Origin of the sequence: Hymenobacter norwichensis DSM 15439 (assembly GCF_000420705.1) — a bacterium.
Taxonomy (GTDB): Bacteria; Bacteroidota; Bacteroidia; order Cytophagales; family Hymenobacteraceae; genus Hymenobacter; species Hymenobacter norwichensis.
The window spans coordinates 74,797-96,449 of record NZ_ATVL01000011.1 but is presented as its reverse complement, the minus strand read 5'-3'; the positions used below and the strand labels follow the sequence as shown (position 1 = coordinate 96,449).

At 55.5% G+C, this 21,653-nt stretch carries 21 protein-coding genes; 16 read left to right on the top strand and 5 right to left on the bottom strand.

From position 1 onward, the window contains the following. The first annotated feature begins 74 nt into the window (after positions 1-74). The 3 genes from G536_RS0121070 (at position 75) to rnr (ending at position 5,571) form a co-directional block, all read left to right on the top strand. Positions 75-2,081: an ABC transporter ATP-binding protein gene (locus G536_RS0121070; protein ID WP_022825587.1), complete on the top strand. Its 2,007-nt coding sequence runs from the start codon at positions 75-77 to the stop codon at positions 2,079-2,081. A gap of 43 nt (positions 2,082-2,124) precedes the next feature. Then, positions 2,125-2,871 (top strand): ATP-grasp domain-containing protein, encoded by a 747-nt coding sequence (locus G536_RS31060; RefSeq protein ID WP_022825586.1) that lies wholly within the window; start codon positions 2,125-2,127, stop codon positions 2,869-2,871. 195 nt (positions 2,872-3,066) lie between these two features. Beyond that, positions 3,067-5,571, top strand: coding sequence for a ribonuclease R (gene rnr / locus G536_RS29245; RefSeq protein WP_022825585.1), 2,505 nt, complete (start codon positions 3,067-3,069; stop codon positions 5,569-5,571). A 94-nt stretch (positions 5,572-5,665) separates the two neighbouring features. On the opposite strand, the gene G536_RS31055 is transcribed toward rnr, so the two are convergent. Then, positions 5,666-6,172, bottom strand: coding sequence for an energy transducer TonB family protein (locus tag G536_RS31055; RefSeq protein WP_084708762.1), 507 nt, complete (start codon positions 6,170-6,172; stop codon positions 5,666-5,668). Between the two features lie 144 nt (positions 6,173-6,316). Here G536_RS31055 and G536_RS0121050 point away from each other — a divergent pair, with 144 nt between their 5' ends. The 3 genes from G536_RS0121050 (at position 6,317) to G536_RS31860 (ending at position 8,447) form a co-directional block, all read left to right on the top strand. Then, on the top strand, positions 6,317-7,288 hold the full coding sequence (locus G536_RS0121050) for a polyprenyl synthetase family protein (RefSeq protein ID WP_022825583.1): 972 nt from the start codon (positions 6,317-6,319) through the stop codon (positions 7,286-7,288). A gap of 121 nt (positions 7,289-7,409) precedes the next feature. Then, complete coding sequence (locus G536_RS0121045; protein WP_022825582.1) at positions 7,410-8,063, top strand: rhomboid family intramembrane serine protease; 654 nt, start codon at positions 7,410-7,412, stop codon at positions 8,061-8,063. A 93-nt stretch (positions 8,064-8,156) separates the two neighbouring features. Next, complete coding sequence (locus tag G536_RS31860) at positions 8,157-8,447, top strand: PLD nuclease N-terminal domain-containing protein (protein WP_022825581.1); 291 nt, start codon at positions 8,157-8,159, stop codon at positions 8,445-8,447. A gap of 81 nt (positions 8,448-8,528) precedes the next feature. Here G536_RS31860 and G536_RS0121035 read toward each other — a convergent pair whose 3' ends face one another. Then, positions 8,529-9,149 carry a DUF2939 domain-containing protein gene (locus G536_RS0121035; RefSeq protein WP_022825580.1) on the bottom strand — a complete coding sequence of 207 codons (621 nt, stop codon included), beginning with the start codon at positions 9,147-9,149 and terminating at the stop codon, positions 8,529-8,531. Positions 9,150-9,986: 837 nt separating this feature from the next. Between G536_RS0121035 and G536_RS0121030 the strand changes: the two genes are divergently transcribed. Further along, positions 9,987-10,373, top strand: coding sequence for a helix-turn-helix domain-containing protein (locus G536_RS0121030; protein ID WP_022825579.1), 387 nt, complete (start codon positions 9,987-9,989; stop codon positions 10,371-10,373). Positions 10,374-10,552: 179 nt separating this feature from the next. Here G536_RS0121030 and G536_RS0121025 read toward each other — a convergent pair whose 3' ends face one another. The 3 genes from G536_RS0121025 to recF form a co-directional block, all read right to left on the bottom strand. Further along, a complete protein-coding gene (locus G536_RS0121025; protein WP_022825578.1) occupies positions 10,553-11,116 on the bottom strand; it encodes an acyl-CoA thioesterase in 564 nt (187 codons plus the stop codon). Between the two features lie 532 nt (positions 11,117-11,648). Further along, positions 11,649-11,966: a DciA family protein gene (locus tag G536_RS0121020; RefSeq protein ID WP_022825577.1), complete on the bottom strand. Its 318-nt coding sequence runs from the start codon at positions 11,964-11,966 to the stop codon at positions 11,649-11,651. 71 nt (positions 11,967-12,037) lie between these two features. Then, positions 12,038-13,174, bottom strand: coding sequence for a DNA replication/repair protein RecF (gene recF, locus G536_RS0121015; protein ID WP_022825576.1), 1,137 nt, complete (start codon positions 13,172-13,174; stop codon positions 12,038-12,040). Positions 13,175-13,240: 66 nt separating this feature from the next. On the opposite strand from recF, the gene pdhA reads away from it, so the two are divergent. From pdhA to G536_RS0120970, 9 genes are all read left to right on the top strand, one after another. Further along, positions 13,241-14,419 carry a pyruvate dehydrogenase (acetyl-transferring) E1 component subunit alpha gene (gene pdhA, locus G536_RS0121010; protein ID WP_022825575.1) on the top strand — a complete coding sequence of 393 codons (1,179 nt, stop codon included), beginning with the start codon at positions 13,241-13,243 and terminating at the stop codon, positions 14,417-14,419. A 59-nt stretch (positions 14,420-14,478) separates the two neighbouring features. Then, a complete protein-coding gene (locus G536_RS0121005) occupies positions 14,479-15,255 on the top strand; it encodes a tetratricopeptide repeat protein (protein ID WP_022825574.1) in 777 nt (258 codons plus the stop codon). Between the two features lie 123 nt (positions 15,256-15,378). After that, positions 15,379-15,855, top strand: coding sequence for a 6,7-dimethyl-8-ribityllumazine synthase (gene ribH, locus G536_RS0121000; protein WP_022825573.1), 477 nt, complete (start codon positions 15,379-15,381; stop codon positions 15,853-15,855). 246 nt (positions 15,856-16,101) lie between these two features. Beyond that, a complete protein-coding gene (locus tag G536_RS0120995; RefSeq protein ID WP_026880443.1) occupies positions 16,102-16,485 on the top strand; it encodes a TraR/DksA family transcriptional regulator in 384 nt (127 codons plus the stop codon). A 166-nt stretch (positions 16,486-16,651) separates the two neighbouring features. Then, positions 16,652-18,547, top strand: a complete 1,896-nt coding sequence (locus G536_RS31045; RefSeq protein WP_022825571.1) for a pseudouridine synthase — start codon at positions 16,652-16,654, stop codon at positions 18,545-18,547. 107 nt (positions 18,548-18,654) lie between these two features. Beyond that, the gene (locus tag G536_RS0120985; RefSeq protein WP_026880442.1) at positions 18,655-19,395 is read left to right on the top strand and encodes a type III pantothenate kinase; all 741 of its coding nucleotides are present in this window, start codon (positions 18,655-18,657) and stop codon (positions 19,393-19,395) included. Then, on the top strand, positions 19,382-20,707 hold the full coding sequence (bamG, locus tag G536_RS0120980; RefSeq protein ID WP_026880441.1) for a BamG family beta-barrel-assembly machinery protein: 1,326 nt from the start codon (positions 19,382-19,384) through the stop codon (positions 20,705-20,707). Before G536_RS0120985 ends, bamG begins: the two co-directional genes overlap by 14 nt. 15 nt (positions 20,708-20,722) lie before the next feature. Next, positions 20,723-21,307, top strand: a complete 585-nt coding sequence (gene lptC / locus G536_RS29230) for an LPS export ABC transporter periplasmic protein LptC (protein WP_084708758.1) — start codon at positions 20,723-20,725, stop codon at positions 21,305-21,307. Next, positions 21,307-21,570, top strand: a complete 264-nt coding sequence (locus G536_RS0120970; protein ID WP_022825568.1) for a hypothetical protein — start codon at positions 21,307-21,309, stop codon at positions 21,568-21,570. Before lptC ends, G536_RS0120970 begins: the two co-directional genes overlap by 1 nt. The last annotated feature ends 83 nt before the right edge of the window (positions 21,571-21,653 follow it).

Here is a 21,653-nt window from a genome sequence, read left to right as displayed (position 1 = left end):
TTAGCGTCTCGGCATCTGCGGGTACTTGCTGTATCTTTACTGATGCCGCCTATACGTGATTAACGCCTTCTACTGTGTCCGAACCCATTCTCTCCGTCCGTAATCTGACCATCGACTTTGCCAGTCACCGCGGTAACACGCGGGCCGTATCGGACGTGTCGTTCGACCTGCGGCGGGGCGAAACGCTGGCTATTGTGGGTGAGTCGGGCTCGGGCAAATCGGTGACGTCGCTGGCCTTGATGGGCCTGATTCCGCTGCCGCCGGGCCGCATTACAACAGGGGAGGCCCGCTTCCACTCCGAGGCGTTGGGCGAGGTGGATTTGCTGAAGCTAACCGACAAAGAGCTGCAACAGGTGCGCGGCAACGACATCAGCATGATCTTCCAGGAGCCCATGACCTCGCTGAACCCGGTGTACACCTGCGGCAGCCAGGTAGTGGAAGCACTGCGCCTGCACACCAACTTAGACGCTAAGCAGGCCGAAGCCCGCACTGTGGAACTATTCACCATGGCGCAACTGCCCCGGCCCGAGAAAATCTTCAAGAGCTACCCGCACGAAATCAGCGGCGGCCAGAAGCAGCGCGTGATGATTGCCATGGCCATGGCCTGCAACCCCGCCATCCTCATTGCCGACGAGCCCACCACCGCCCTCGACGTAACGGTGCAGGCCCGCATGCTCCAACTCATCGACCAGCTCCGCCGCCAGCACAACACCGCCGTCCTCTTCATCACCCACGACTTGGGCGTGGTGGCCGAAATAGCCGACCGGATTCTGGTCATGTACCGGGGCCGCGTAGTAGAGCAGGGGCCCGTCCTCGACATCTTTACCAACCCCCAGCACCCCTACACCAAAGGCCTGCTGGCATGCCGCCCAAAATTATCGGTAGGGCGAAAAAAACTTCCCGTAGTGGCCGATTTCATGCGTGAAACGGCCGATGGAGGCTTTATTGCTCTCGATGGGGTGCCAGCGCAACTGCTTGCTAGTGAAAACAATGAACTAGCAATTGATTCCCCTAAAAATGGAATCGAAACTACCAAAACGTTCCCCGTGGAACATCAGGATGTTCCACACCCGAGAGTGCCATTTTTTGGCGTGGAAGACGCTCCTGCCAGCGAATCAGGGCAGTTGTTGCCGGCCGTTGATACCATTGAAGTAGGTGCACCGTTGGCATCTGAGTTGGTTATTACTGCGGATACAGAGCCGATTCAACTTCGGGAGGCAACGACCATTCAGGCACCTAAGCTCACAGGTTCCCAAGCTCCCATCCTGCAAGTGGAAAACCTGAACGTGCACTTCCCAATTCGCAAGGGTTTCTTCAACCGCAAGCCCGAAGTGGTGCGGGCCGTGGATGGGGTCAGCTTCAACATTTATCCGGGCGAAACGGTGGGGCTGGTAGGGGAGTCGGGCTGCGGCAAGACCACGCTGGGCCGGGCGCTGCTCCGGCTGGTAGAGCCCACGTCAGGCAGCATCCTGTTCGAGGGCGTGGACCTAGCTAAGCTGCCCACCGGGGAGCTGCGCCGCCGCCGCCGCGAGTTTCAGATGGTTTTCCAAGACCCCTACGCCGCCCTCAACCCGATGATGACCGTGGGTGAAGCCATCCTGGAACCCATGCAGGTGCACAATGTAGGCGGCACCAAGCAGCAACAGAAGGCCCGCGTGCTGGAGCTACTCCGGACCGTCGGCCTCACCGAAGCCCAGTACCAGCGCTACCCGCACGAGTTCAGCGGCGGCCAGCGCCAGCGTATCTGCATTGCCCGCGCCCTGGCCCTGCAACCCAAATGCATCATCTGCGACGAGTCCGTTTCGGCCCTCGATGTATCGGTGCAGGCGCAGGTGCTCAACCTGCTCAACGACCTCAAGCGCGAGTTCAACATCACCTACCTTTTCATCACCCACGACCTGTCGGTGGCCCGCTTTATGTCGGATCGGCTGCTGGTGATGCGCCAGGGACAGATTGTGGAAAGTGGCCCTGCCGCCGACCTCTACGCCCATCCGCAGCACGAGTACACCCGCCAACTGCTGGCCGCCATTCCCAAAGACGAACCCGCCGACATCCGCGCCGCCGTGGCCAGCCGGGCGTAGGCTGCACAGGGTAAGCTCGAAGCCGACTGCTACGTTATTCTCTATGCGCATCGTTTATCCGTCTCTTCCCTACGAGCCTCAAACCATCGACCCTTTGTGGGAGCCGGAGTATCAGTGGGCGCGTAGCAACGGGGTAGAGGTTACGCTTTTCGATGTGGAAACTGGCCGGCTATTTCCCCGCCAGCCATCTGCCACTGCTGCGCTTTACCGTGGCTGGATGCTGTCAGCCGCGGAGTACGAAGCCTTAGGACGGCTGACGCCATTGCGGGTTGATACCGCGCAATACCAAGCATCCCATCAGGCTTCGGGGTGGTACAGCCAGATAGCGGAGTACACCTTTTCGAGCTGCTTTCAACCGGCGGCCGCCCCGCTGGATTTCACGTCTGGCCAGCGCTACTTTGTGAAAGGCCTAGTGAAATCGTTCGGGCCCGACTCGGTAGTGGCTTCAGAAGCGCAGTACACTCAGCTGCTGGCGAAGCATCAGGTGCCCCCAAACGAGGTGCTATTCGTGCGAGAATTTGCGGAGCTGAAACCAGAATCAGAACGCCGGTTTTTCGTGGTGGCGGGAGTGGCGTATGGAGCGGAACGGACTGAGCTGCCTGCCGAGCTGAACCCAGTCTTGGCTCGGCTTGCACCGCGCCTTTTCTACTCGTTGGATGTGGTGCAATTCATGTCGGGCGAATACGTGGTGGTGGAAGTCGGCGACGGGCAGGTATCAGATTTAAAAGAGTGGGATGTAACTGATTTTGTCGAATCGGTGTTAAAGAGGTTGACTATAGCAAATCCGTAATCTGGCATTTGCTACCAGAAATAGATATTCGCGGATATATTTCGTATTATCTACCTGAAGCCCGGCTAAGCGGCCGGCACCGCCCGCATCGGGCTACTAACATTCACCTTGGAACGCCACTACCAAAGCCGGCTTTCCTTACTATCAATCCCGCCGCCTGAGAAAAAGACAACCCCTGGCGGCCCTCATTTTCTGATGAAAAGAAAAGAAGACTCTGCCGCCCCCCGCGCCCCTCGCGCGAAGGCTGCCAGCGGCGACCAAGCCGCCCCCGCAACGATAACCAAAGAACAGGTTCTGCGCATTTTTACCGACAAGCCAACGGATGTGATTGCCTATCGGCAGCTTTCCCGCCGGCTTGGCGTCACCACCAAAGAGCAGCGCGAAGAAGTGTTTGAACACCTGCGCTTTTTCAAGAAATCGGGAGTACTGACGCTCGTGACCAACGACGAGTACCGCCTAACCGACCCCACTGCTATGCTGGCCGCCACGGCACCCGCCAGCAGCAAGAAGCGTCGCCACGACGACAACACCCCCGTACCCGCCAAGCCCAGCCGCTCGGTGCAAGCCGAGTTCGGTAACGACCCGGTAGTGCACCGTCGCCGTGGTGCTGGCTTCGACTTTCCTTCGGATGAGCTGCGGCCCGAAACCCGGCATCGGCAGGACAGCGGTGGTGAGGTAATCACTGGCACCGTGGCCCTGGCTACCGACAAGTTTGCCTTCGTCATCAGCGAGGAAAGTGAGAGCGACGTGCGCGTGTTCACCGACCGGCTGAAGTTTGCTATGCACGGCGACACAGTGAGCTTGCGCCTGCGCGGTACCCGCGACGGCCGCCCTGTCGGCGACGTGGTGGAAGTGCTGAACCGGGTGCGCCCTGAGGTGGTGGGCCGCCTGCAAGTGCAGGGCGGCATCGGTTTTGTGAAGCCCGACAACCGCAAGATGTACTTCGATGTGTTCGTGCCGTTCGAGAATCTGCACGGTGCTAACAACGGCGAAAAGGTGCTGGTCCGCATCACCGAGTTTCCGGAGAATGACGCCGGCCGCTCCCCGGTAGGCGAGGTGGTTCGTAGCTTCGGACAGGCCGGTGGCAACGAGGCCGAGATAAACGCCATCATGGCGGAGTTCGGTTTGCCGTTCGAGTTTCCGCACGAAGTGGAGGTGGAATCGGAGGCTATATCCGACCGGATTTCCGAGGACGAAATCAGCCGCCGCCGTGACTTCCGCAACATCACCACCTTCACCATTGACCCCGCCGATGCCAAAGACTTCGACGATGCCCTGAGCATTGAGAAGCTGGAAAACGGCCACTGGGAAATTGGCGTGCACATTGCCGACGTGACCCATTACGTGAAGCCCGGCACCGAACTGGAGCGCGAAGCCAAGCACCGCGCCACGTCGGTTTACCTCGTGGACCGCGTGATTCCGATGCTGCCCGAGCGCCTCTCCAACGGCCTCTGCTCCCTGCGCCCCAACGAAGACAAACTGACTTTCTCGGCTGTGTTCGAGCTCGACGAAAGCGGCAAGCTCTTCGATTCGTGGTTCGGCAAAACCATCATTCACTCCGACCGGCGCTTCGCCTACGAAGAAGCCCAGGAGCGGATCGAAGGGCTGGAGAGCGACTACACCGCCGAGATTCAGCTGATGAACAACATCGCCAAAAAGCTGTGCGCAAAACGCTTCAAGCAGGGTGCTATCAGTTTCGAGACGCAGGAGGTGAAGTTCAAGCTGGACGAGGAAGGCAAGCCGCTGGGCGTGTACGTGAAGGAGCGCAAGGACGCCCACAAGATGATTGAGGAGTTCATGCTGCTGGCTAACCGCAAGGTGGCCGAGTTCGTGTTCAAGCTGAAAAGCCGTAAGCCGCGCTATACTATGGTGTACCGCGTGCACGAAGCCCCCGACCCGGACCGGCTGCAAACCTTCGCCCTCTTCGCCAAGAAATTCGGCCACGACCTCGACCTGAGTAACCCCAAAAAACTCAGTACCGAGCTCAATGATTTGTCTACCGAAGTAATGGGGCGGCCCGAGCAGAACGTCATCCAGACGCTGGCTGTGCGGACCATGAGCAAGGCCATTTATACCACCGAGCCGCTGGGCCATTTTGGTCTGGCGTTCGAGCACTACTCGCACTTCACCTCGCCCATTCGGCGCTATCCAGATATGATGGCGCATCGCCTGCTGGAACACTACCTCGAAGGTGGTAAGAACGTGGAAGTGGCCCCCGTGGAAGAAGAGTGTAAGCACTCCTCGGAGCGTGAGAAACTAGCCGCTTCCGCCGAGCGGGCCAGCATCAAATACAAGCAGGTGGAGTTCATGTCCGAGGTGATTGGCGAGACGTTCACCGGCGTGGTATCGGGCCTCACGGAGCGTGGCATGTACGTGGAAATCGAGGAGAATAAGTGCGAAGGTATGATCCGCCTGAGCGAGATTCCCGGCGATACGTTCGAGCTCGACAAAGACAACTACCGTATTGTGGGCCGTAGCAGCAAGCGCATCATCCAGTTCGGCGACGAGCTGCAAGTGGTAGTGAAAGCCGCCAATCTGCTCGACCGCACTATCGACTTCGAGCTGGTAGACAACCGCCCCGACTCGGTGAAGCAACGGGAGTTGCAGCAGCGCCGTGAGAACAGCAAGCCCCGCGGCTACCGCCCCGAGCGGAGCGGCGGCCGCCCCGGCGGCGGTGACAAAGGCAAGCGTCGCCGGTAGAGAATCGGCCACAACGGTGCTACGGTTTTGTAGCTCTTAATAAGTGAAAGCCCCTGACATCCGTACTGGTGTTAGGGGCTTTTTTTGCGTAGGTCTAGTCGAAGCGGATAGGCACTGTGACTTCCATAGCGGCCGGCTGCCCGTTGCGTTTGCCCGGACTGAAGTTGCTGATTCCCCTTATCAGCTCCACCACTGCAGCATCGTAGCTAGGGCTTATACCACGGCCCGGCGCCACCTGCACGTTCGAGGTAGCGCCTGTTGGCAGCAACGTGAAGGTGACGTAGAGCGTACCTGTAGCACGAGCTCCTTTCGGTCGTTTCATTCGGGACTTGATGTACTGCGCGAAGGCTTCCGGCCCACCCGGAAACACAGGCATTTGCTCAACGGTTACGCGAGGCGTAGCAAGCTCCGCTAGCGAGTCAGTAGGTGCAATTACAACGTGGGCAGCCGGCTTATCTTCTGGTTTGGTGGCAGCCCGCGTGGGCGTTTTGATGGGGGCGGGCGGCTGCGCATCCCAGCGGTTGTAGGAGTTCTGCGCCGCGGCAACTCCCGGCAGCAGTATAGCGCATCCAATCATCCACCGGTGTATTCTTGTTAGCATAGCAAGGCCGTTAGAAAGCAGCTTACTACCCAACGCTTGCGTTAGCAGCTACAGTATCCTGTTACTTCACTGCCGTGCGGCAAGCCCAGCAAACGGCCTGCTGATTCCTCCGTACCTTTCCAACTGAACCGTACCCGCTTTTCCGTGGACCTTTCTTACTTCAGCAACAAGCTTACCACTGGCCTCGATAGTCTGCACTACGGCGACCAGCCCACGGCGCTCTACGAGCCCATCCGCTACATCATGGCCCTTGGGGGCAAGCGTATCCGGCCGCTGCTGGCGCTGCTCGGCGCCCACGTCTTCACCGACAACCTCGACCCCGTGCTCAAGCCGGCGCTGGGCGTAGAGGTCTTCCACAACTTCACCCTGCTCCACGACGACATCATGGACCAGGCCCCACTGCGGCGCGGCCAGCCCACGGTGCACGAGAAGTGGAATGCCAACGTGGCCATCCTGAGCGGCGACGTGATGCTGGTGCGGGCCTATGAGCTGTTCTTTGATGTGCCCGCTGCTCTGCTGCCCACCATCCTGCGCCGCTTCAGCCAAACGGCCGCCGAGGTGTGCGAGGGCCAGCAGTGGGACATGAACTTCGAAACCGAAACCGAGGTCAGCATCGACCAATACCTGGACATGATCCGGCTAAAAACAGCCGTGCTCCTGGGCTTCGCACTGGAGCTAGGTGCCCTGCTCGGCGGGGCCAGTGCCACCGATGCTGACCACCTTCGCCAATTCGGCGTGGGCATCGGTTTGGCCTTCCAACTCCGCGACGATTTGTTGGATGTGTACGGCGACGCGGCCACCTTTGGCAAGCGCGTCGGCGGCGACATTGTATCGGATAAGAAGACCTTTCTGCTGCTCACTGCCCAGGCCCAGGCCAACGCTAGCCAGCAAGCTGTGCTGGCCCGGCACATCGGCCAGCCAGTGCTGAGCGCTGAGGTGAAGGTGCACGCCATCCGTACCCTGTACGATGAGCTCGAAATCCGCCCTCAGACCGAAGCTCTCATCAACAACTACTTCCAGGACGCCCTCCAGCACTTGGAGCGCGTAGAGGCCTCCGCAGCGCGTAAAGAGCCGTTGCTGCAACTCGCCCTGCAACTCCTAGAGCGGGAGCAGTAGAAAAGCGCCAAACAAGAAAGGGCTACGGCAGGTTTCCTTCGCTCGATGAGCAGGAACCCCGCCGTAGCCCTTCTTCCTGCTCTCTGCTAAGCGCCCACTTCTTATTTCTAATCTTCACTCAATGCCCTTCCTTAATCCTGCCCTCCTCCTGATTGCCCTGACGGCGGGCATCTCCATGTATGCCTGGTCGAACCGGGAACTGATGGAGAAATGGATCTTCAGCCCCTACCTCGTGTCGCAGCGCGGCCAGTGGTACCGGTTCCTCACCTCCGGCTTCCTCCATGCCGACTTCATGCATCTAGGCTTCAATTTGTTTGCCTTCTACTCGTTCAGCCCGGCTGTGTTGAGCGAGTTTGCTGCCGCCTACGGCATGCAAGGAGGTATTGCGGCCTTCTTACTGCTATACATCGGCGGCATCATTGTGTCGGATATTCCCACCTACTTCCGTCACCGCCACGACCCTAGCTACCGCAGCCTGGGTGCCTCGGGTGGAGTATCGTCGGTGCTGTTTGCCAGCATTCTGTTTTATCCAGTGGCAGCTGATGGTGGCGGTATTATCATCTTCCCATTGCCCATTCCTATCCAGCCGTTTCTATTCGGCTTCCTGTACCTGGCGTATTCCTACTACCAGGGCCGCCGCCGGGGCGACAATATCAACCACGATGCCCATTTCTACGGTGCGTTGTTCGGAATACTAGTGGCTTTGGCGCTAGTGCCCCAGGCTGGGTTAACCTTTATTGATCAGGTTCGGGTTTATTTAACTAACATATTGTAAATCAGGAGTTTATATTTAAAATAGCTGATGTTTTATATCTATTCTGAAAGATGTGCGTAGAAAACCGGCAGAACTAACTCACTCCCTACGCTCATGAGCAAACTTCACACTTTCGCCAACCGCCTACCGGCTGCTATGTCTCTGCTGGTACTTACGCTTCTTGTTTCGTCTTGTGCCCGCTTCAACGCCGATGGCAGCTTGGCTACCTGGGGCTATGTGCTGCTAGCTCTTGATGTTTTGGCTCTCTTCGATGTATTCCGTCAGCCCTGGACTATTGGTAAGAAGATCCTGTGGACAGCCATTATTTTCTTCTTTCCCTTCGTCGGTCTGATCATATACTGGCTATTTGCGGGCCGTGGCAAATCCAACACAGGTATCGTGTAGCCAACTGCTAGCCTAACAATAAAAAGCCCTGACACCTCGTGGTGTCAGGGCTTTTTATTGTTGAAAGGGTGCTTGTGAAATCTACTTGAGCAGTCGTTGCTTTTCCAGCCGTGCTACGTGCTTGAGTAAGTCGCCGGTGTTGGTAATTTCCGTTACCTGCCAATGGTCGCCGCGGTTGAGCATCTTTAATTCCACTACCATGGTAGTATCGTATTTCGGTTGGGTAAACTCCAGACCAACCAAAGCCTGCTCCCCTTCTTCGTTCACATATTTCACATCCTTGAACTTACTGTCAGCACTGGCCACTTTGCCTACTAGGCCGGCCAGCGAGATGTTCATTACTCCTTTGGAACGGGCAGCAGTGGCAGCGCCCTCCAATGAACCGGTTTCGATGTACTGCTGCACTTCTTTGCGCGCTACCTGTGCTAGCTGCGGTTTCAGCATACGCAACGCGCCTTTAAAGGCAAAGCCTCCTGGATTCAGTAAGCCCAGCGTCGAACCTTGGCTGGTTACCTGATCTACCAGGTTACCTGTTACACTGCTCACGTCAACGTACCGCTCAAACGTAGGCATGTCGTGGGTGCGGGCAGCGTTGGCGGCTTGCACCAGCGCATACTTCGGCCCGGCTTTCAGACTCTGATAATAGAAATAGCCCCCTACAGTTACCGCTGCCAGCAACAGCAGCAAAATGATTCGTTTCATTGTAATGGATGAAGGTTGAAATGTTAGTGGCCCTAAAATACCAGTTGCTGTCGTTCTCTGATTCGGGGAGAGCCACATTTTCATTACGTATGAACTGCACCACTTTAAGCTGCAAGTACACACCTGCACATGTCGTGAACAGTAGCTGTCAAGGCTTGAGATTATCACCACTTGAAAAGAATCTGATGGCTTAGGTGATGTGTAGAAAGTTAAGACCTGCACCATCTGGCAGCCAAGACACGCGGTTCTTCAAAGCACCAATTCAACTTGACCCACATCCTCTGCCTTCTCGGAGGAGGTACACTTACGCATGCACGTAGACAAGTAGCAAATCCTAAAACCTGCTGCTTCCGAGAGTGCCAGCAAAGCCTACGCCTTGTACCCTTCGTGATAGACTGATGGCCGGAGGACTGGGCTATTATGAGAGTGAGAGAATATCCCAGCCACTACATAAGGCTCGTAATTGTTCCACTGGCTAATCCGATGCCTGCGTAACAGTGGCAGCAACGCTGTGAGTTCTGAAACGCGCCGACACTCCGCACTCTACGTACTGCGTGCTTTATCCTGAACCTTAGTCATGCTACAATCCTCTACAGCGTCGTAAACAGTTAAAAAGGCCTCTAGTGGTGTAAACTAGTGTTTATTACAACATATGATACAGGCGTATGCTACCTATGTGTATCATGTGTAATGTTTGTACGTTTTGTAAAAGGTGTAACAATGTAACACAACGTGTTAATTTACAATGTTACGTTACATGGTGTTATTTACAGAAAGTGTTTTGTTGTTCCGTACACAAGTGTCATATTTACACTATCGTTTTACATAAGCATCCCTATGCCACACCAGGGTCAAATACTGCAAGAAGCCATCAAAAACAGCGGTATTTCCATCACTCGTATCGTGGATGAACTAGGTATTACACGCCCTACCATATATCGTAAATTCAAGGATGAGACACTTGATTACGCATTTGTAACACGTGTTGGAGAAATAATAGGACATGATTTTTCCAACGATTTTACGTCGTTACAACAATCTGTTCTTCCATTTGTAATACCAGCTGTTACACCCACGCATTTGCAGCCTGTAACATCTAAAAGTGTAACACCGCCTATTGCCGAACAGGATTATGCAAAGCAGCTAATGGCGCTCCAGACGAAGTATATTGCGCTTCTAGAGGCCTACAATGAATTGCTATTGAAAGTGTACGGCCCCAGGTAACAAAAACGTTCCACGTGAAACATTTTTGTTCACTGAGCTAATACGCGTCGTTCCAATCAGCTTGCCAAGCGCATGTGATTTGACTTAAATAGAGTGGCCTCCCCACTACCAGATAAGGGTAGGAGGGAGGCCGCTTTGCGTTGTACAACTTGCTAGACGAGGTAAGTTACTTGCTAGCTTTAATACGTTATCTGGCACCGTTCTTTCTTTAGTAACGGGAGCTGATGTTCGACTGCCAGCGAGGTAAGTGCATTGTCGAATTCGCGTCTGTGTTGGGCGTTGAATTCTCGGCGCTTAATGGCCTCCAGAAAACGGCGGGCATCTTCGGGGGTGTCTAGTTGAAGGCCTGGTACCAATGTCGGTTTGCCGTCGTCGTCCTTGGCCACCATCGTGAAGTAAGAGGTGTTGGTGTGCTTGACGGTTCCGGTACGAACATCTTCGGCAATGACCTTGATGCCGACTAGCAGGGAGGTACGACCCACGTAATTGACCGAGGCCAACAAGGACACCAGTTCACCCACTTCCACTGGTTGCAGAAAGTTCACACCATCGACACTGACCGTCACGCAGTAATTGCCAGCATGTTTAGAGGCCGCAGCGTAGGCCACCTTGTCCATCAGAGAAAGCAAGATCCCGCCGTGGATCTTGCCTCCGAAGTTGGCGTACGACGGTATCATGAGTTCAGTAAGAGTGACGCGTGAATACGATACCGGCCGAAAGTCGGGTAGGGGAGAGGAGGTCATAGAGTAGGATGCGTGTCGAAGAAAGAAAGCAGAATAGGTACTCAGCTTCGGCAATATGGCACAGCCTAGCAACCATCTCACAATAGAATTGCAGACAAGCTTGGGGCAGGACAATAATCGTGTTTCTACCTGAGTGTAGAATCAATAGTGAACTTGGAAGGTCGATTAGGTGGAGAATCCCTTGATGGACTCTCCATTTAATCGTCACTCAAGTACTACTAGACTAAAGACAGCAGAATGGTTAGCACCACACTTCCTGTTCTAGATACAAGGCAGAGCGCATTGGCTTAGGCAGACAAAACAATAACTACCGCTGCCGCTGATTAATTTATAAATAGCGCTGCAGCTGCTACTACAGAATAGTACCATCTGTTGCTTGCTCAACGATTGTTGCCTATAAAGAGAATGCCTTCTGCAAAAAGCAAAGTAGGAACGGCAATAGGTAACGTCGCAATGGATGCTTTATCTGTTGCTTGCTGCCCTAACTAGATAAATTAGTTGTGGCTCTACAGAGAAGCTTGTAGACCGGAGACTATAGGAACACTACCTCTTTTATGATTGCCTCACCCACCTCGGAATTGATGAGTTCCATTACTCGCGTCTTGGCCATTACCAGCTCGTGTTTCAGAGGCGCTGAGGTCAGGCGAACAAATAGCTTACTGTTGCTCACATAAACTTCCTTAGTCTTCAATGCTACGGCCTTGCCCATTACCTTCTCCCAGCTAGCTACTACAGTTACCTCGTTGAGCTTGCCTTGCAATCTATACGCTTTCAGCAATGCCGTAATGCTGTCCTTCAAGGATACTATATCGCCCTGACGTGAGTTTGCGGAGGTGCTAGGTTTTTTCAAGGCAATAAAGTAAAATAGCGCGCGAGTCAACAGCGCAAGAGACGCGTTAACAGTGCGTACAAAGATACCCGCTACAACTCCACTACCGTTCCTTTTTCCACTCGGAAACGGCTCACTTGTTCCGACAGATCCGCTAGGGCTCGGTCGGTACGGTCTAGGTGAGTGTCGGTAAGGAATACTTGCCCGAAGGTATGGTCAGCTACGAGTTGGAGTAGGCGGGTGATGCGCTTCTCATCAAGCCGGTCAAAGATGTCATCAAGCAGGAGTAGGGGCTTGTGCTGCTTGCGGGTGGCTAGCATCTCGAACTGCGCCAGCTTCAAGGAAATTACATACGACTTCTGCTGGCCCTGGGAGCCGTAGCCTTTGACTGGCAAGCCATCCATCAGGAAAACGAAGTCGTCTTTGTGCGGACCGGTGGTAGTTCGCTGCAAGGTCAGGTCCTTCCGCTCGTTCACGCGCAATAGTTTCGCGAAGTCAGCTTCCAAGAGTTGCGTCTTGTAGTCGAGGGTAACCACTTCCCGGCTATCCGCTAGCTGTTGGTAATGGCGCTGGAACACCGGCGTGAATTCCTCTAGGAACTGCTGCCGTGCTTCCATAATCTTTTGCCCGGCCGGCACCAGTTGCTCATCCAATACTAAGAGGTAGTCCCGGTCGTAGCCCCCCTGGCGCTCGGCGGCCAGCTTCAGCAGAGAGTTGCGCTGGCGCAACACATGGTTGTACGTAATAAGCAGTTCCAGATAGTCGTGGTCGAGCTGCGAGATGAGGCTGTCGAAATACCGCCGCCGCTCTTCGCTGCCATGCCGGATAAGGTCGGTATCGTAGGGCGAGATAAGCACAGCCGGGTAGCGACCAATATGATCGGATATTCGCTCGTAAGCCTGCTTATCATGAGTGACTGCTTTCTTCTGACCTGCGCGCAAGCTCACCTGAATAACCTCGGAAGCAGCTGCTGGCTCGGGTTCTTCCAAGGAGGTCTGTTCCGACTGAAAGCGGCCCTTGACCACAAAGAATTCTTCCTCCTGCTTGATGCTTTGAGCATCAGAAGTGGTAAAAGCACTCTTCGTTAACGAGAGGTAATGGATTGCATCCAGTAAATTAGTCTTGCCGCTGCCATTGTCGCCCACAAAGCAATTGATGCGCGGCGATAGGCGCAGGTTCGCCTCGCTATAGTTTTTGAAGAACAATAAATGCAAGGTTTCTAGAATCATGCGAGGTTCGTAATTGAAATCCTTTTACGTACTTTCGCATCCCAAACGCGAACAACTGAAAGTAAGATGGCGGAGACGAAAGTAAAGGCTGCCCCTAAGGCTTCCAATTCGGCGAAGAAATCGTCGACGACGAAGGCCGCATCCAAGCCCAAAGAAGCTGCGGCCGAGCCGGTACGGCAGCCCGATTCAATGTTGCCCCCTTCCAACCCCGAGGCCAAAGAAGCCACCGGGGCTCCGAAGGCTAGCAGCCCAGCCCAGCCGGAGTTTCCGAAGGAGACTTATCTGACCTGGTATGAGCAAATGCAGCTCATGCGCAAGTTTGAAGAGAAGGCTGGTCAGCTGTACGGTCAGCAGAAGATTAAGGGTTTCTGTCACCTCTACATTGGGCAAGAAGCCTGCGTAGCTGGTGCCGTGTCGGCCCTCCAAAAGGGCGACAAGTATATCACCGCGTACCGTGACCATGCGCACCCCCTGGCTCTCGGTACGTCGCCTAACGCCATCATGGCCGAGCTGTTTGCTAAAGCTACCGGCTGCTCGAAAGGCAAAGGTGGTTCGATGCACATCTTCGATAAGGAAGTGAACTTCGTAGGTGGCCACGGCATCGTGGGTGGGCAGGTGCCAATGGGTGCCGGCCTAGCATTTGCCGAGAAGTACAACAAGACCGGCAACCTGTGCATCTGCTACATGGGCGACGGTGCTGTTCGCCAAGGTGCCTTGCACGAAGCCTTCAACATGGCCATGCTGTGGAAGCTACCCGTCATCTTCGTAGTGGAGAACAACGGCTACGCCATGGGTACCTCGGTGCAGCGTACTTCCAACGTAACGGAGCTCTACACCATGGGTGAGTCGTACGACATGCCTTCGGAGCCAGTGAATGCTATGAACGTAGAGGACGTACACAACGCCGTAGCTCGCGCTGCCGAGCGTGCTCGTGCTGGCGAAGGCCCAACGTTCTTGGAGTTTAAAACCTATCGCTACAAGGGACACTCGATGAGCGACCCGGCTAAGTACCGCACCAAGGAAGAACTGGAAGACTACCGTTCCCGCGACTCCATCGAATCGGTGCGTCACACCATCCTCACCCACAACATGGCTACCGAGGAGGAGTTGACTGCCATTGATGAGAACATCAAGGCACGGGTGCAAGAGTCAGTTGATTTCGCGGAGTCGTCTCCGTACCCAACTGCCGACGAGCTGTACAAGGACGTTTACGTGCAGCAGGACTATCCTTACATCCGCGACTAGCTTTATCCCCACGCGGAACCTCATCCGGTTTCGGCCGCTGATTTCCCAGAAAGTACATCATGTCAAAGATTCCATATACGGGCAAAACCCCTGGCGCCCGTCAGCCTCAACAACCTGTTTCGGCCGACCCGCTACAAGCCACTGAAAGCTACAGCCCAGAGCATCCGTTGCTGGAAGACCCCGATGCGCTGGCTACTCGCCTAGTGGAGACGGAGGATTTCCTGCGTCGTAAGAAGGGTATTCTGCTAGGCTTACTGGCCGTAGTGGTGGCCGCCGTTGTAGGAGCTTTTGCCTTCTATACGTGGCGTTCTTCGCAGGATGAGAAAGCCCAGGCTGCCATGTTTCAGGCAGTGAATTATTGGGAAGCCGACTCCTTGAAGAAGGCCATGAAGGGCGACGGACAGTACGTGGGTCTGGAATCAATTGCCAATGAGTACAGCGGCACGAAGGCTGGCAACCTAGCCAACTTCTACGCCGGGGTAGCAGCCCTCAAGCAAGGCCAATACAAAGCCGCCGCCGATTACCTAGAGGATTTCTCTTCGGATGATTTGCTGGTGCAGGCTCGGGCCTATGCGCTGCTAGGAGATGCCAACTTGGAGCAGAACAAATACAAGGAAGCTGCCGAGTTCTACGCTAAAGCTGCCGACCACAACGCCAACGAGCAGTTCACGCCCGGCTACTTGATGAAGCAAGCTACGGCACTCGAGCTGAGCAAAGATTACGATGGAGCCGTGAAGGCCTACGACCGGATCATAAATGACTATCCCAATTCTTTTGAATCAGGGGAGGCGCGCCAGTACAAGTCGCGCGCCGAAGGGATGACAGCTAGCAAATAGATGCTGTTTCCATTGCAACAAGTGGCACTCTCCTAAGCAGGGGAGTGCCACTTGCTTTTAGAGGCGTTGGCATAAATGTATCCGCGCCTGTTATTGTCTCTCAACTCATCCGTACCAACTTATATGGCAACCTCCCTCAAAAACCTGAGCGACTACACCTCCGACCAGTTCATCGACATTTCCGAAAAACGCTTTGGGCTAGTGGTAGCTGAATGGAACCGCGAGATAACCGACACCCTGGCTAAAGGTGCTTACGACACGTTGCTCAAGCACGGCGCCAAGGAAGAGAACATCTTCCGTAACACAGTACCCGGTAGCTTTGAGCTAACCTTGGGTGCACAACTGCTGGCCCAGCACGAGGAAATAGATGCCGTAATCTGCCTCGGGGTGGTCATTAAAGGCGAAACCAAGCACGACGACTACATCTGCAATGCTGTGGCCAATGGTATTACCAACGTAGGCTTGAAGTTCAACAAGCCGGTCATCTTTGGGCTGGTTACTACCAACACGCTGGAGCAAGCCTGGGACCGGGCCGGTGGTAAGCATGGCAACAAGGGAGTGGAAGGCGCAGTGGCTGCCATTCAAATGCTTGGTTTTTAAAGCTCAACCTTAGGATAAGACGTGTTATGCTTATAGGCAACGCAGGTAATTCTCGCACAAAAGCGTAGCTTTGCGCCCGGAAAAGCCGCGCCAATCAGGTCGGGTTTGGATGAAAGGAGGTTATGACAGCTGAAAGGCCTAAACTAATTTGGCCGTAATGCTGTTGAGGCCTCATCCTGAAGAATCTGATGGGCCATGCCGGCAGCCTCTTCTCTATTAATCCAAGTTTACTTTTTCTTACCCGACATGAGTGACGAAACCATACGCTATTCCAGGGAAGATTTGGCTGAATTCGAGCAAATCATCCAGGACAAGCTGACTGCCGCCCGTAAAGAAGTGGCATTCATTAAAGAGACGCTAAGCCGCAAAAATGATTCTGGCACCGACAACACCGCCTCGTCGTCGAAGGTATTGGAAGATGGTGCTGATACTGCCGAGAAGGAAAGCCTGAACCAGTTGGCCTCGCGCCAAATGAAGTTCATCCAGCAGCTCGAAAACGCGCTTGTTCGCATCAAGAATAGCACCTACGGCGTATGCATTGGCACCGGCAAGCTGATTCCGAAGGAGCGTCTACGGGCTGTGCCGCACACCCAGCACTCCATCGAAGCCAAAATGGCGCGTCGCGACTAACACCTAACAACATACACGATGCCCGGACTACCGGCCGGCTTCTCCACCAGTGGAGGACAGGCTGCTAGTCCGGGCACTGTTTTCTGGCGCTATTTGTTGGGGCCAGTTACCAGTAATTCTGAATTTCAACCTGTACCGTAGCGATACGGCACGCATCCTTGCAACCATGGGCAAGAAGCATAACTCCGGCGATACGCCAGGCCGCAAAGGCCGCACAGACCGTCCTTCTAGCGCAAGCGGATCGGGCTTTTATCAAAAGTTCAATGCCCCAAGGCCAAGCACCGACCGGGGCGGCCGCGACGAATCGCCTCGCTTTGGTGGTGGCAGTGGTCGCGAAGGCAGTTCAGCGCCGCGTTCAGGCTTTGGCCGCAGCACCGGCGACCGGCCAACCAGCTTTGGGGGGCCAAAGAAATTTGGAGCCAGTTCAGGTGGTTTCAACAAGCCAGCTGGCAGCAGCTTCAACCGGGGCGGCGACAGTGGCTTTGGTGGTGGCTACCGGAACCGCGACAATGACAGCAACAGCCGGCCTTATGGTAACCGCCAAGGGGAAGGCAACCGCTCATTCGACCGCGCCGCGCCACGCCGCGATGATGACCGTCGTTCCGGAGGTTTCACCTCACGCGGCAACGATGAGCGTCCGGCTCGTCCGTTTGAGCCCAAGAAAACTTGGCAGGGACAGCCGTACCGCCAGGAAGGCAAGCCTGCTGTACCGCGTGGTGGGGCCGGAGAGCGGAACCGGAAGTTTGTGAAGGCTGACCCGAATTTCAAGGAGACGCCTGCACCGCAACCATACAGCGCCCCCATGCCTAGTGCCGACGAAAACCTAGGACCAGACCGCGCTATTCGGCCGGCCCGCCCATTTGATTTCCGTGGCCGCCCTGAGGGTTTCAACGAAGAAGCTAGCCCACGTCCAGCTCAGCGTGAGGAAAACCAAACCGAACGGCCGCGTAGCAACTACGGTGAGCGGCGCGACGCCAGCTTTGGCAGCAGCGCCGGCGAACGGAGCGGCTTCGGTAGCCGTAATTTTGGTGAGCGTCGGGAAGGTAACTTTGGGGGCAACCGCACTGGGGGTGCTTCTCAAGAGCGTAGCTTCGGTAGCCGCCCAGCCCCCCGCCCATATGGCGAGCGGGAAGAGCGCCCCGCTCGCCCGTACGGCGACCGGCCGGAGCGTACCGAGCGTACTTTGCGCCCCGATACGCGCAAAGGGCGGGATGCCTCGACCCCAAACCGCGCTGATAAGCTGAAGCGTGGCGAAGTGGCCGGTCAGGCGCCCGACTACAAAAACCTTAAACACTACGAAGCCGACAAAACCCGTGGCAACAAGCGCCGCCGAGAAGAAGAAGAGGAAGCTGGCGGCGAAGTACGCTTGAACCGCTACATCGCCAATGCAGGTATTTGCTCGCGCCGGGATGCCGATGCGCTGATTGCCGCCGGCGAAATAAAGGTGAATGGCCAGGTAGTGACGGAAATGGGCTACAAAGTGCAGCCCAACGACACGGTGCAGTACGGGAAAACCAACCTCAACCGCGAGAAGCTAGTGTACGTGCTGCTCAATAAGCCCAAAGACTTTATCACGACAACCGATGACCCGGAAGGTCGTCGTACGGTGATGGAGCTTATCAAAGAAGCATCGAAGGAGCGGGTATTCCCAGTGGGCCGCCTAGACCGGAATACCACTGGCCTGCTGCTGTTCACCAACGATGGTGAAGTGGCTCAAAAACTCTCGCACCCGTCGCACCGCAACAAGAAAATCTACCAGGTAGAACTGGACAAGCCGCTAACGGAAGAGCACCTCAAGCAGATTGCTGCTGGCCTCGACTTGGAAGATGGTAAAGCCGAAGTAGACGATGTAGCAGTGGTAGCCGGCAACGCACATTTTGTAGGTATTGAGATTCATATTGGCCGCAACCGGATTGTGCGCCGCATTTTCGAGCACTTAGGCTACGATGTCGTGTCGCTGGACCGGGTGCAGTATGCGGGCCTCACCAAGAAGGATTTGCCGCGTGGCAAGTGGCGCTTCCTTAATGAGAAGGAAGTGATTCGCTTGAAGTATTTTATGTAGACGCAACCTTATCTATCGGAACGTCATCCTACCTGCAAGACACCGCAGGCGGGATGACGTTCTGGTTTATCCACCTTCGCCACCGCCAACCTACTCTCATTCCGCTTGTGCGTACGCTCGCTCTTGATATTGGCAACACGGCTGTGAAATACGGCTGCTTTGAAAACGACGAACTACTGGAAATGGATTCCGTGGGTACGCCGGAACAGCTACAGGGAGTAGTGCGGCAACTGAAGCCCCAGCACGCTATTGTGGCTTCGGTGATAGTGTCGGCGGAAGCATGGCTGGCAGTTTTGCACAACGTACCGGGGTTGGTACTGGAATTCAAAGCTGCTATTACGCCACTGCCAATCCAGAACACCTACGCTACCCCGCACACCCTAGGCGCCGACCGGTTGGCTGCGGCTGTGGGGGCGGCCTGGCAACGGCCCAATCAGGATACCTTAATTGTGGATGCTGGCACCGCCATTAAGTGCGACTTAGTGGAGGGCGGGCACACGTTCCGGGGTGGTAGTATCGCGCCGGGGCTGCGGCTGCGGTTTCAGGCGCTGCATACGTTTACGGGCCGCCTGCCGTTGGTGGAGTTGCCCACCGATTTGGAAGCCGCCGTGCCGCTCACCGGCGACAGTACCCAGACCGCCATTGAGAGCGGCGTACTGAACGGCGCGGCTGCCGAAGTGAACGGCTTGATTGACAGATATCGGGAGCAATTTCCGGAACTAGGAGTGGTATTAGCCGGAGGCGACGCGGCATTTTTCCAACCCCGGTTGAAAGGCGCTATCTTTGCCATACCGGAACTCGTTTTATTAGGGCTCCACCGCATATTAGCCTACAATGTTGAACTCTAAATACGCCGGGCTGGGGCTGACCCTACTGAGCCTCGGGGCCGCTACCCACAGCCAAGCGCAACGACTCGGCAACTCGCCTTATTCCCGGTTAGGCCTCGGCGACACTTACGCTAACACGGGCGGCATCCGGCAGGCCGGTATGGGCGGTACTGGTATAGCCGCGCCCAATGGTGTGCAGGTAAACGACCTGAACCCAGCACTGCTTTACTACATGAACCGTACTACGTGGGAAGTGGCGGTGAATGGGCAGTACAAGACGGTGCAGAACAACGTACAGTCGCAGAAAACGGGTAGCGCCACCCTGGGCTACTTCGCGCTGGCCGTACCACTTTCCACCCGCTGGGGAGCTGCTATTGGTTTGAAGCCATATAGCGCCGTTGATTTTGAATCGGTTGAAACCGGAACAGTTCAGAACGACCCCACCACCCCGGTGATAAACCGCTACCAGGGCCAGGGGGATTTATCAGAAGCGTACTTCGCGCAAGGTATTCGCCTGGCCAAAGGATTGTCGGTTGGCCTTACGGCATCATACATCTTCGGAAGCAACGACTTTACCAGCCGGACGCAGCTAAGCAACAGCACTCAAAACCAGTTGGTGCTGCTCGACCATACTCACTATTCAGACTTCAAATTTCGGGCAGGTCTTCACTACCGGGGTAAGTTTAGCGATAAGCTGAACTACAACATCGGTGGCGTATACGGCTTTCAAACCAAGCTGAACGGCGAGCGGCTGCTTACCCAAGAAACCCAGGCAGCCAATGGTAGCACAGTAGGTGGCGTGGCCAGCGACACCCTAGCCGACGAAACGGGCTACGCGGTGGTGCCCTCTTTAGCGCAGGTTGGTATTAGCATCGACAACAACAAGAACTGGTCTTTCAACATCGATGCCTCGCAGCAGCAATGGTCGAAGTTTCAGTCTTTCAGTGAACGGGGTGGATTAGTTGGCATACCGCTCAGCAACACGCTGCGCGTGTCGGCAGGCGGTGAGTTCGTGCCCGACCCTACTTCGGTTGACAACTACTTCAAGCGGGTAAGCTACCGGGCTGGGGTGGCCGTGGCCCAAATGCCCTACCGTCCCGGCGGGCAGGCCCTCTACGACCGGTCAGTGAGCTGGGGCTTCTCATTGCCAGTGTCGGCTTCGCCGCTGGAGTCGTCCACTGTCAACCTATCCTTCACCTATGGGCAGCGGGGCAACACCGATGTGCGCACAGTTGGTACCAGCACAGAGCGTAACATCAAAGAGGAATACATCCGGGCCCAGTTGGGAATTTCGCTCAACAATCGGTGGTTTATCAAGCGCCGGATTGAGTAAGCGGTTGTGCGTATCATGAATCGTATTTCGTTGTCATCCTTCTTGCCCACCCGTACCACGCTTCTGTGGTTGCTGGCGGGCACGTTGGCCTTTGGCTGCAAAAAGTCGGGCCCCGAAGCTGTGAAGCCTGTGCAGTACAAAGGGCCGTTGCTGGAAACCACCAACGTGCTGACTCTGTACAGCGACTCGGCCAAGCTGCAAGTGCGGTATACGGCCCCGCTGGAACAGCAGTTCGAAAACGGTGACCAGCTATACTCGAAAGGCGTGAAGGTGCAGTTCTACGACAAGAGCGGCCAGCAGGTGGTGAACACACTAACCGGCAAGTTTGCCCGCTACGATAAAGTGAAAAACCTCTACACTATGCGGGGCGACGTGCGGGTGCGCAACCAGGAAAAGCAGCAGCGTATGTACACCGAGGAGCTGTTCTACGACAAGCAGCGCAGCGTGGTGTACACCGATTCGGCCATGTTTGCGCAACTCGTAACGCCCACCGATTCGCTGACGGGCTACGGCCTGAACTATAATATGACGACCGGCCACTATAAGTTTAGAAAGCCCACTGGCGTCTTCATTGTTGAAAAATCAGTTGGTACGCCCTAATGAAGCTACAGTTCGATAAGTCGCTGTTTCGCACCATCTTGTTTTCTGTGGCCGTGGTATCCTTTGTGATTGGTACCTACCAGACGGTGCTGCAAAACAACGAAAATGCTCTGCGCGATAATTACTGGCTGTTCATGATTTCGTTTGTGTGCGTGCTGCTGTTTCGGTACCTCAAGCCGGAAGAGGAAGTGAAACCCGCTCCTAAGCCTAAGCAGCCCGCTAGCAACACCAAGCCCGTACCCCGCAACAAGCGCCGCGGATAGGTGAAATTGTGAGTTTGCGTTCTGCTTGCGTCATGTGAAGGCGCTGGCAGAACGCAAACTCACAATTTCACCACTTCACCATT

Coding starts and splice junctions, on each gene's coding strand:
- G536_RS31060 (WP_022825586.1), top strand. CDS start 2,125: ATGCGCATCGTTTATCCGTCTCTTCCCTACGAGCCTCAAACCATCGAC.
- rnr (WP_022825585.1), top strand. CDS start 3,067: ATGAAAAGAAAAGAAGACTCTGCCGCCCCCCGCGCCCCTCGCGCGAAG.
- G536_RS31055 (WP_084708762.1), bottom strand. CDS start 6,172: ATGCTAACAAGAATACACCGGTGGATGATTGGATGCGCTATACTGCTG.
- G536_RS0121045 (WP_022825582.1), top strand. CDS start 7,410: ATGCCCTTCCTTAATCCTGCCCTCCTCCTGATTGCCCTGACGGCGGGC.
- G536_RS31860 (WP_022825581.1), top strand. CDS start 8,157: ATGAGCAAACTTCACACTTTCGCCAACCGCCTACCGGCTGCTATGTCT.
- G536_RS0121035 (WP_022825580.1), bottom strand. CDS start 9,149: ATGAAACGAATCATTTTGCTGCTGTTGCTGGCAGCGGTAACTGTAGGG.
- G536_RS0121030 (WP_022825579.1), top strand. CDS start 9,987: ATGCCACACCAGGGTCAAATACTGCAAGAAGCCATCAAAAACAGCGGT.
- G536_RS0121025 (WP_022825578.1), bottom strand. CDS start 11,116: ATGACCTCCTCTCCCCTACCCGACTTTCGGCCGGTATCGTATTCACGC.
- recF (WP_022825576.1), bottom strand. CDS start 13,174: ATGATTCTAGAAACCTTGCATTTATTGTTCTTCAAAAACTATAGCGAG.
- pdhA (WP_022825575.1), top strand. CDS start 13,241: ATGGCGGAGACGAAAGTAAAGGCTGCCCCTAAGGCTTCCAATTCGGCG.
- G536_RS0121005 (WP_022825574.1), top strand. CDS start 14,479: ATGTCAAAGATTCCATATACGGGCAAAACCCCTGGCGCCCGTCAGCCT.
- ribH (WP_022825573.1), top strand. CDS start 15,379: ATGGCAACCTCCCTCAAAAACCTGAGCGACTACACCTCCGACCAGTTC.
- G536_RS0120995 (WP_026880443.1), top strand. CDS start 16,102: ATGAGTGACGAAACCATACGCTATTCCAGGGAAGATTTGGCTGAATTC.
- G536_RS31045 (WP_022825571.1), top strand. CDS start 16,652: ATGGGCAAGAAGCATAACTCCGGCGATACGCCAGGCCGCAAAGGCCGC.
- bamG (WP_026880441.1), top strand. CDS start 19,382: ATGTTGAACTCTAAATACGCCGGGCTGGGGCTGACCCTACTGAGCCTC.
- lptC (WP_084708758.1), top strand. CDS start 20,723: ATGAATCGTATTTCGTTGTCATCCTTCTTGCCCACCCGTACCACGCTT.
- G536_RS0120970 (WP_022825568.1), top strand. CDS start 21,307: ATGAAGCTACAGTTCGATAAGTCGCTGTTTCGCACCATCTTGTTTTCT.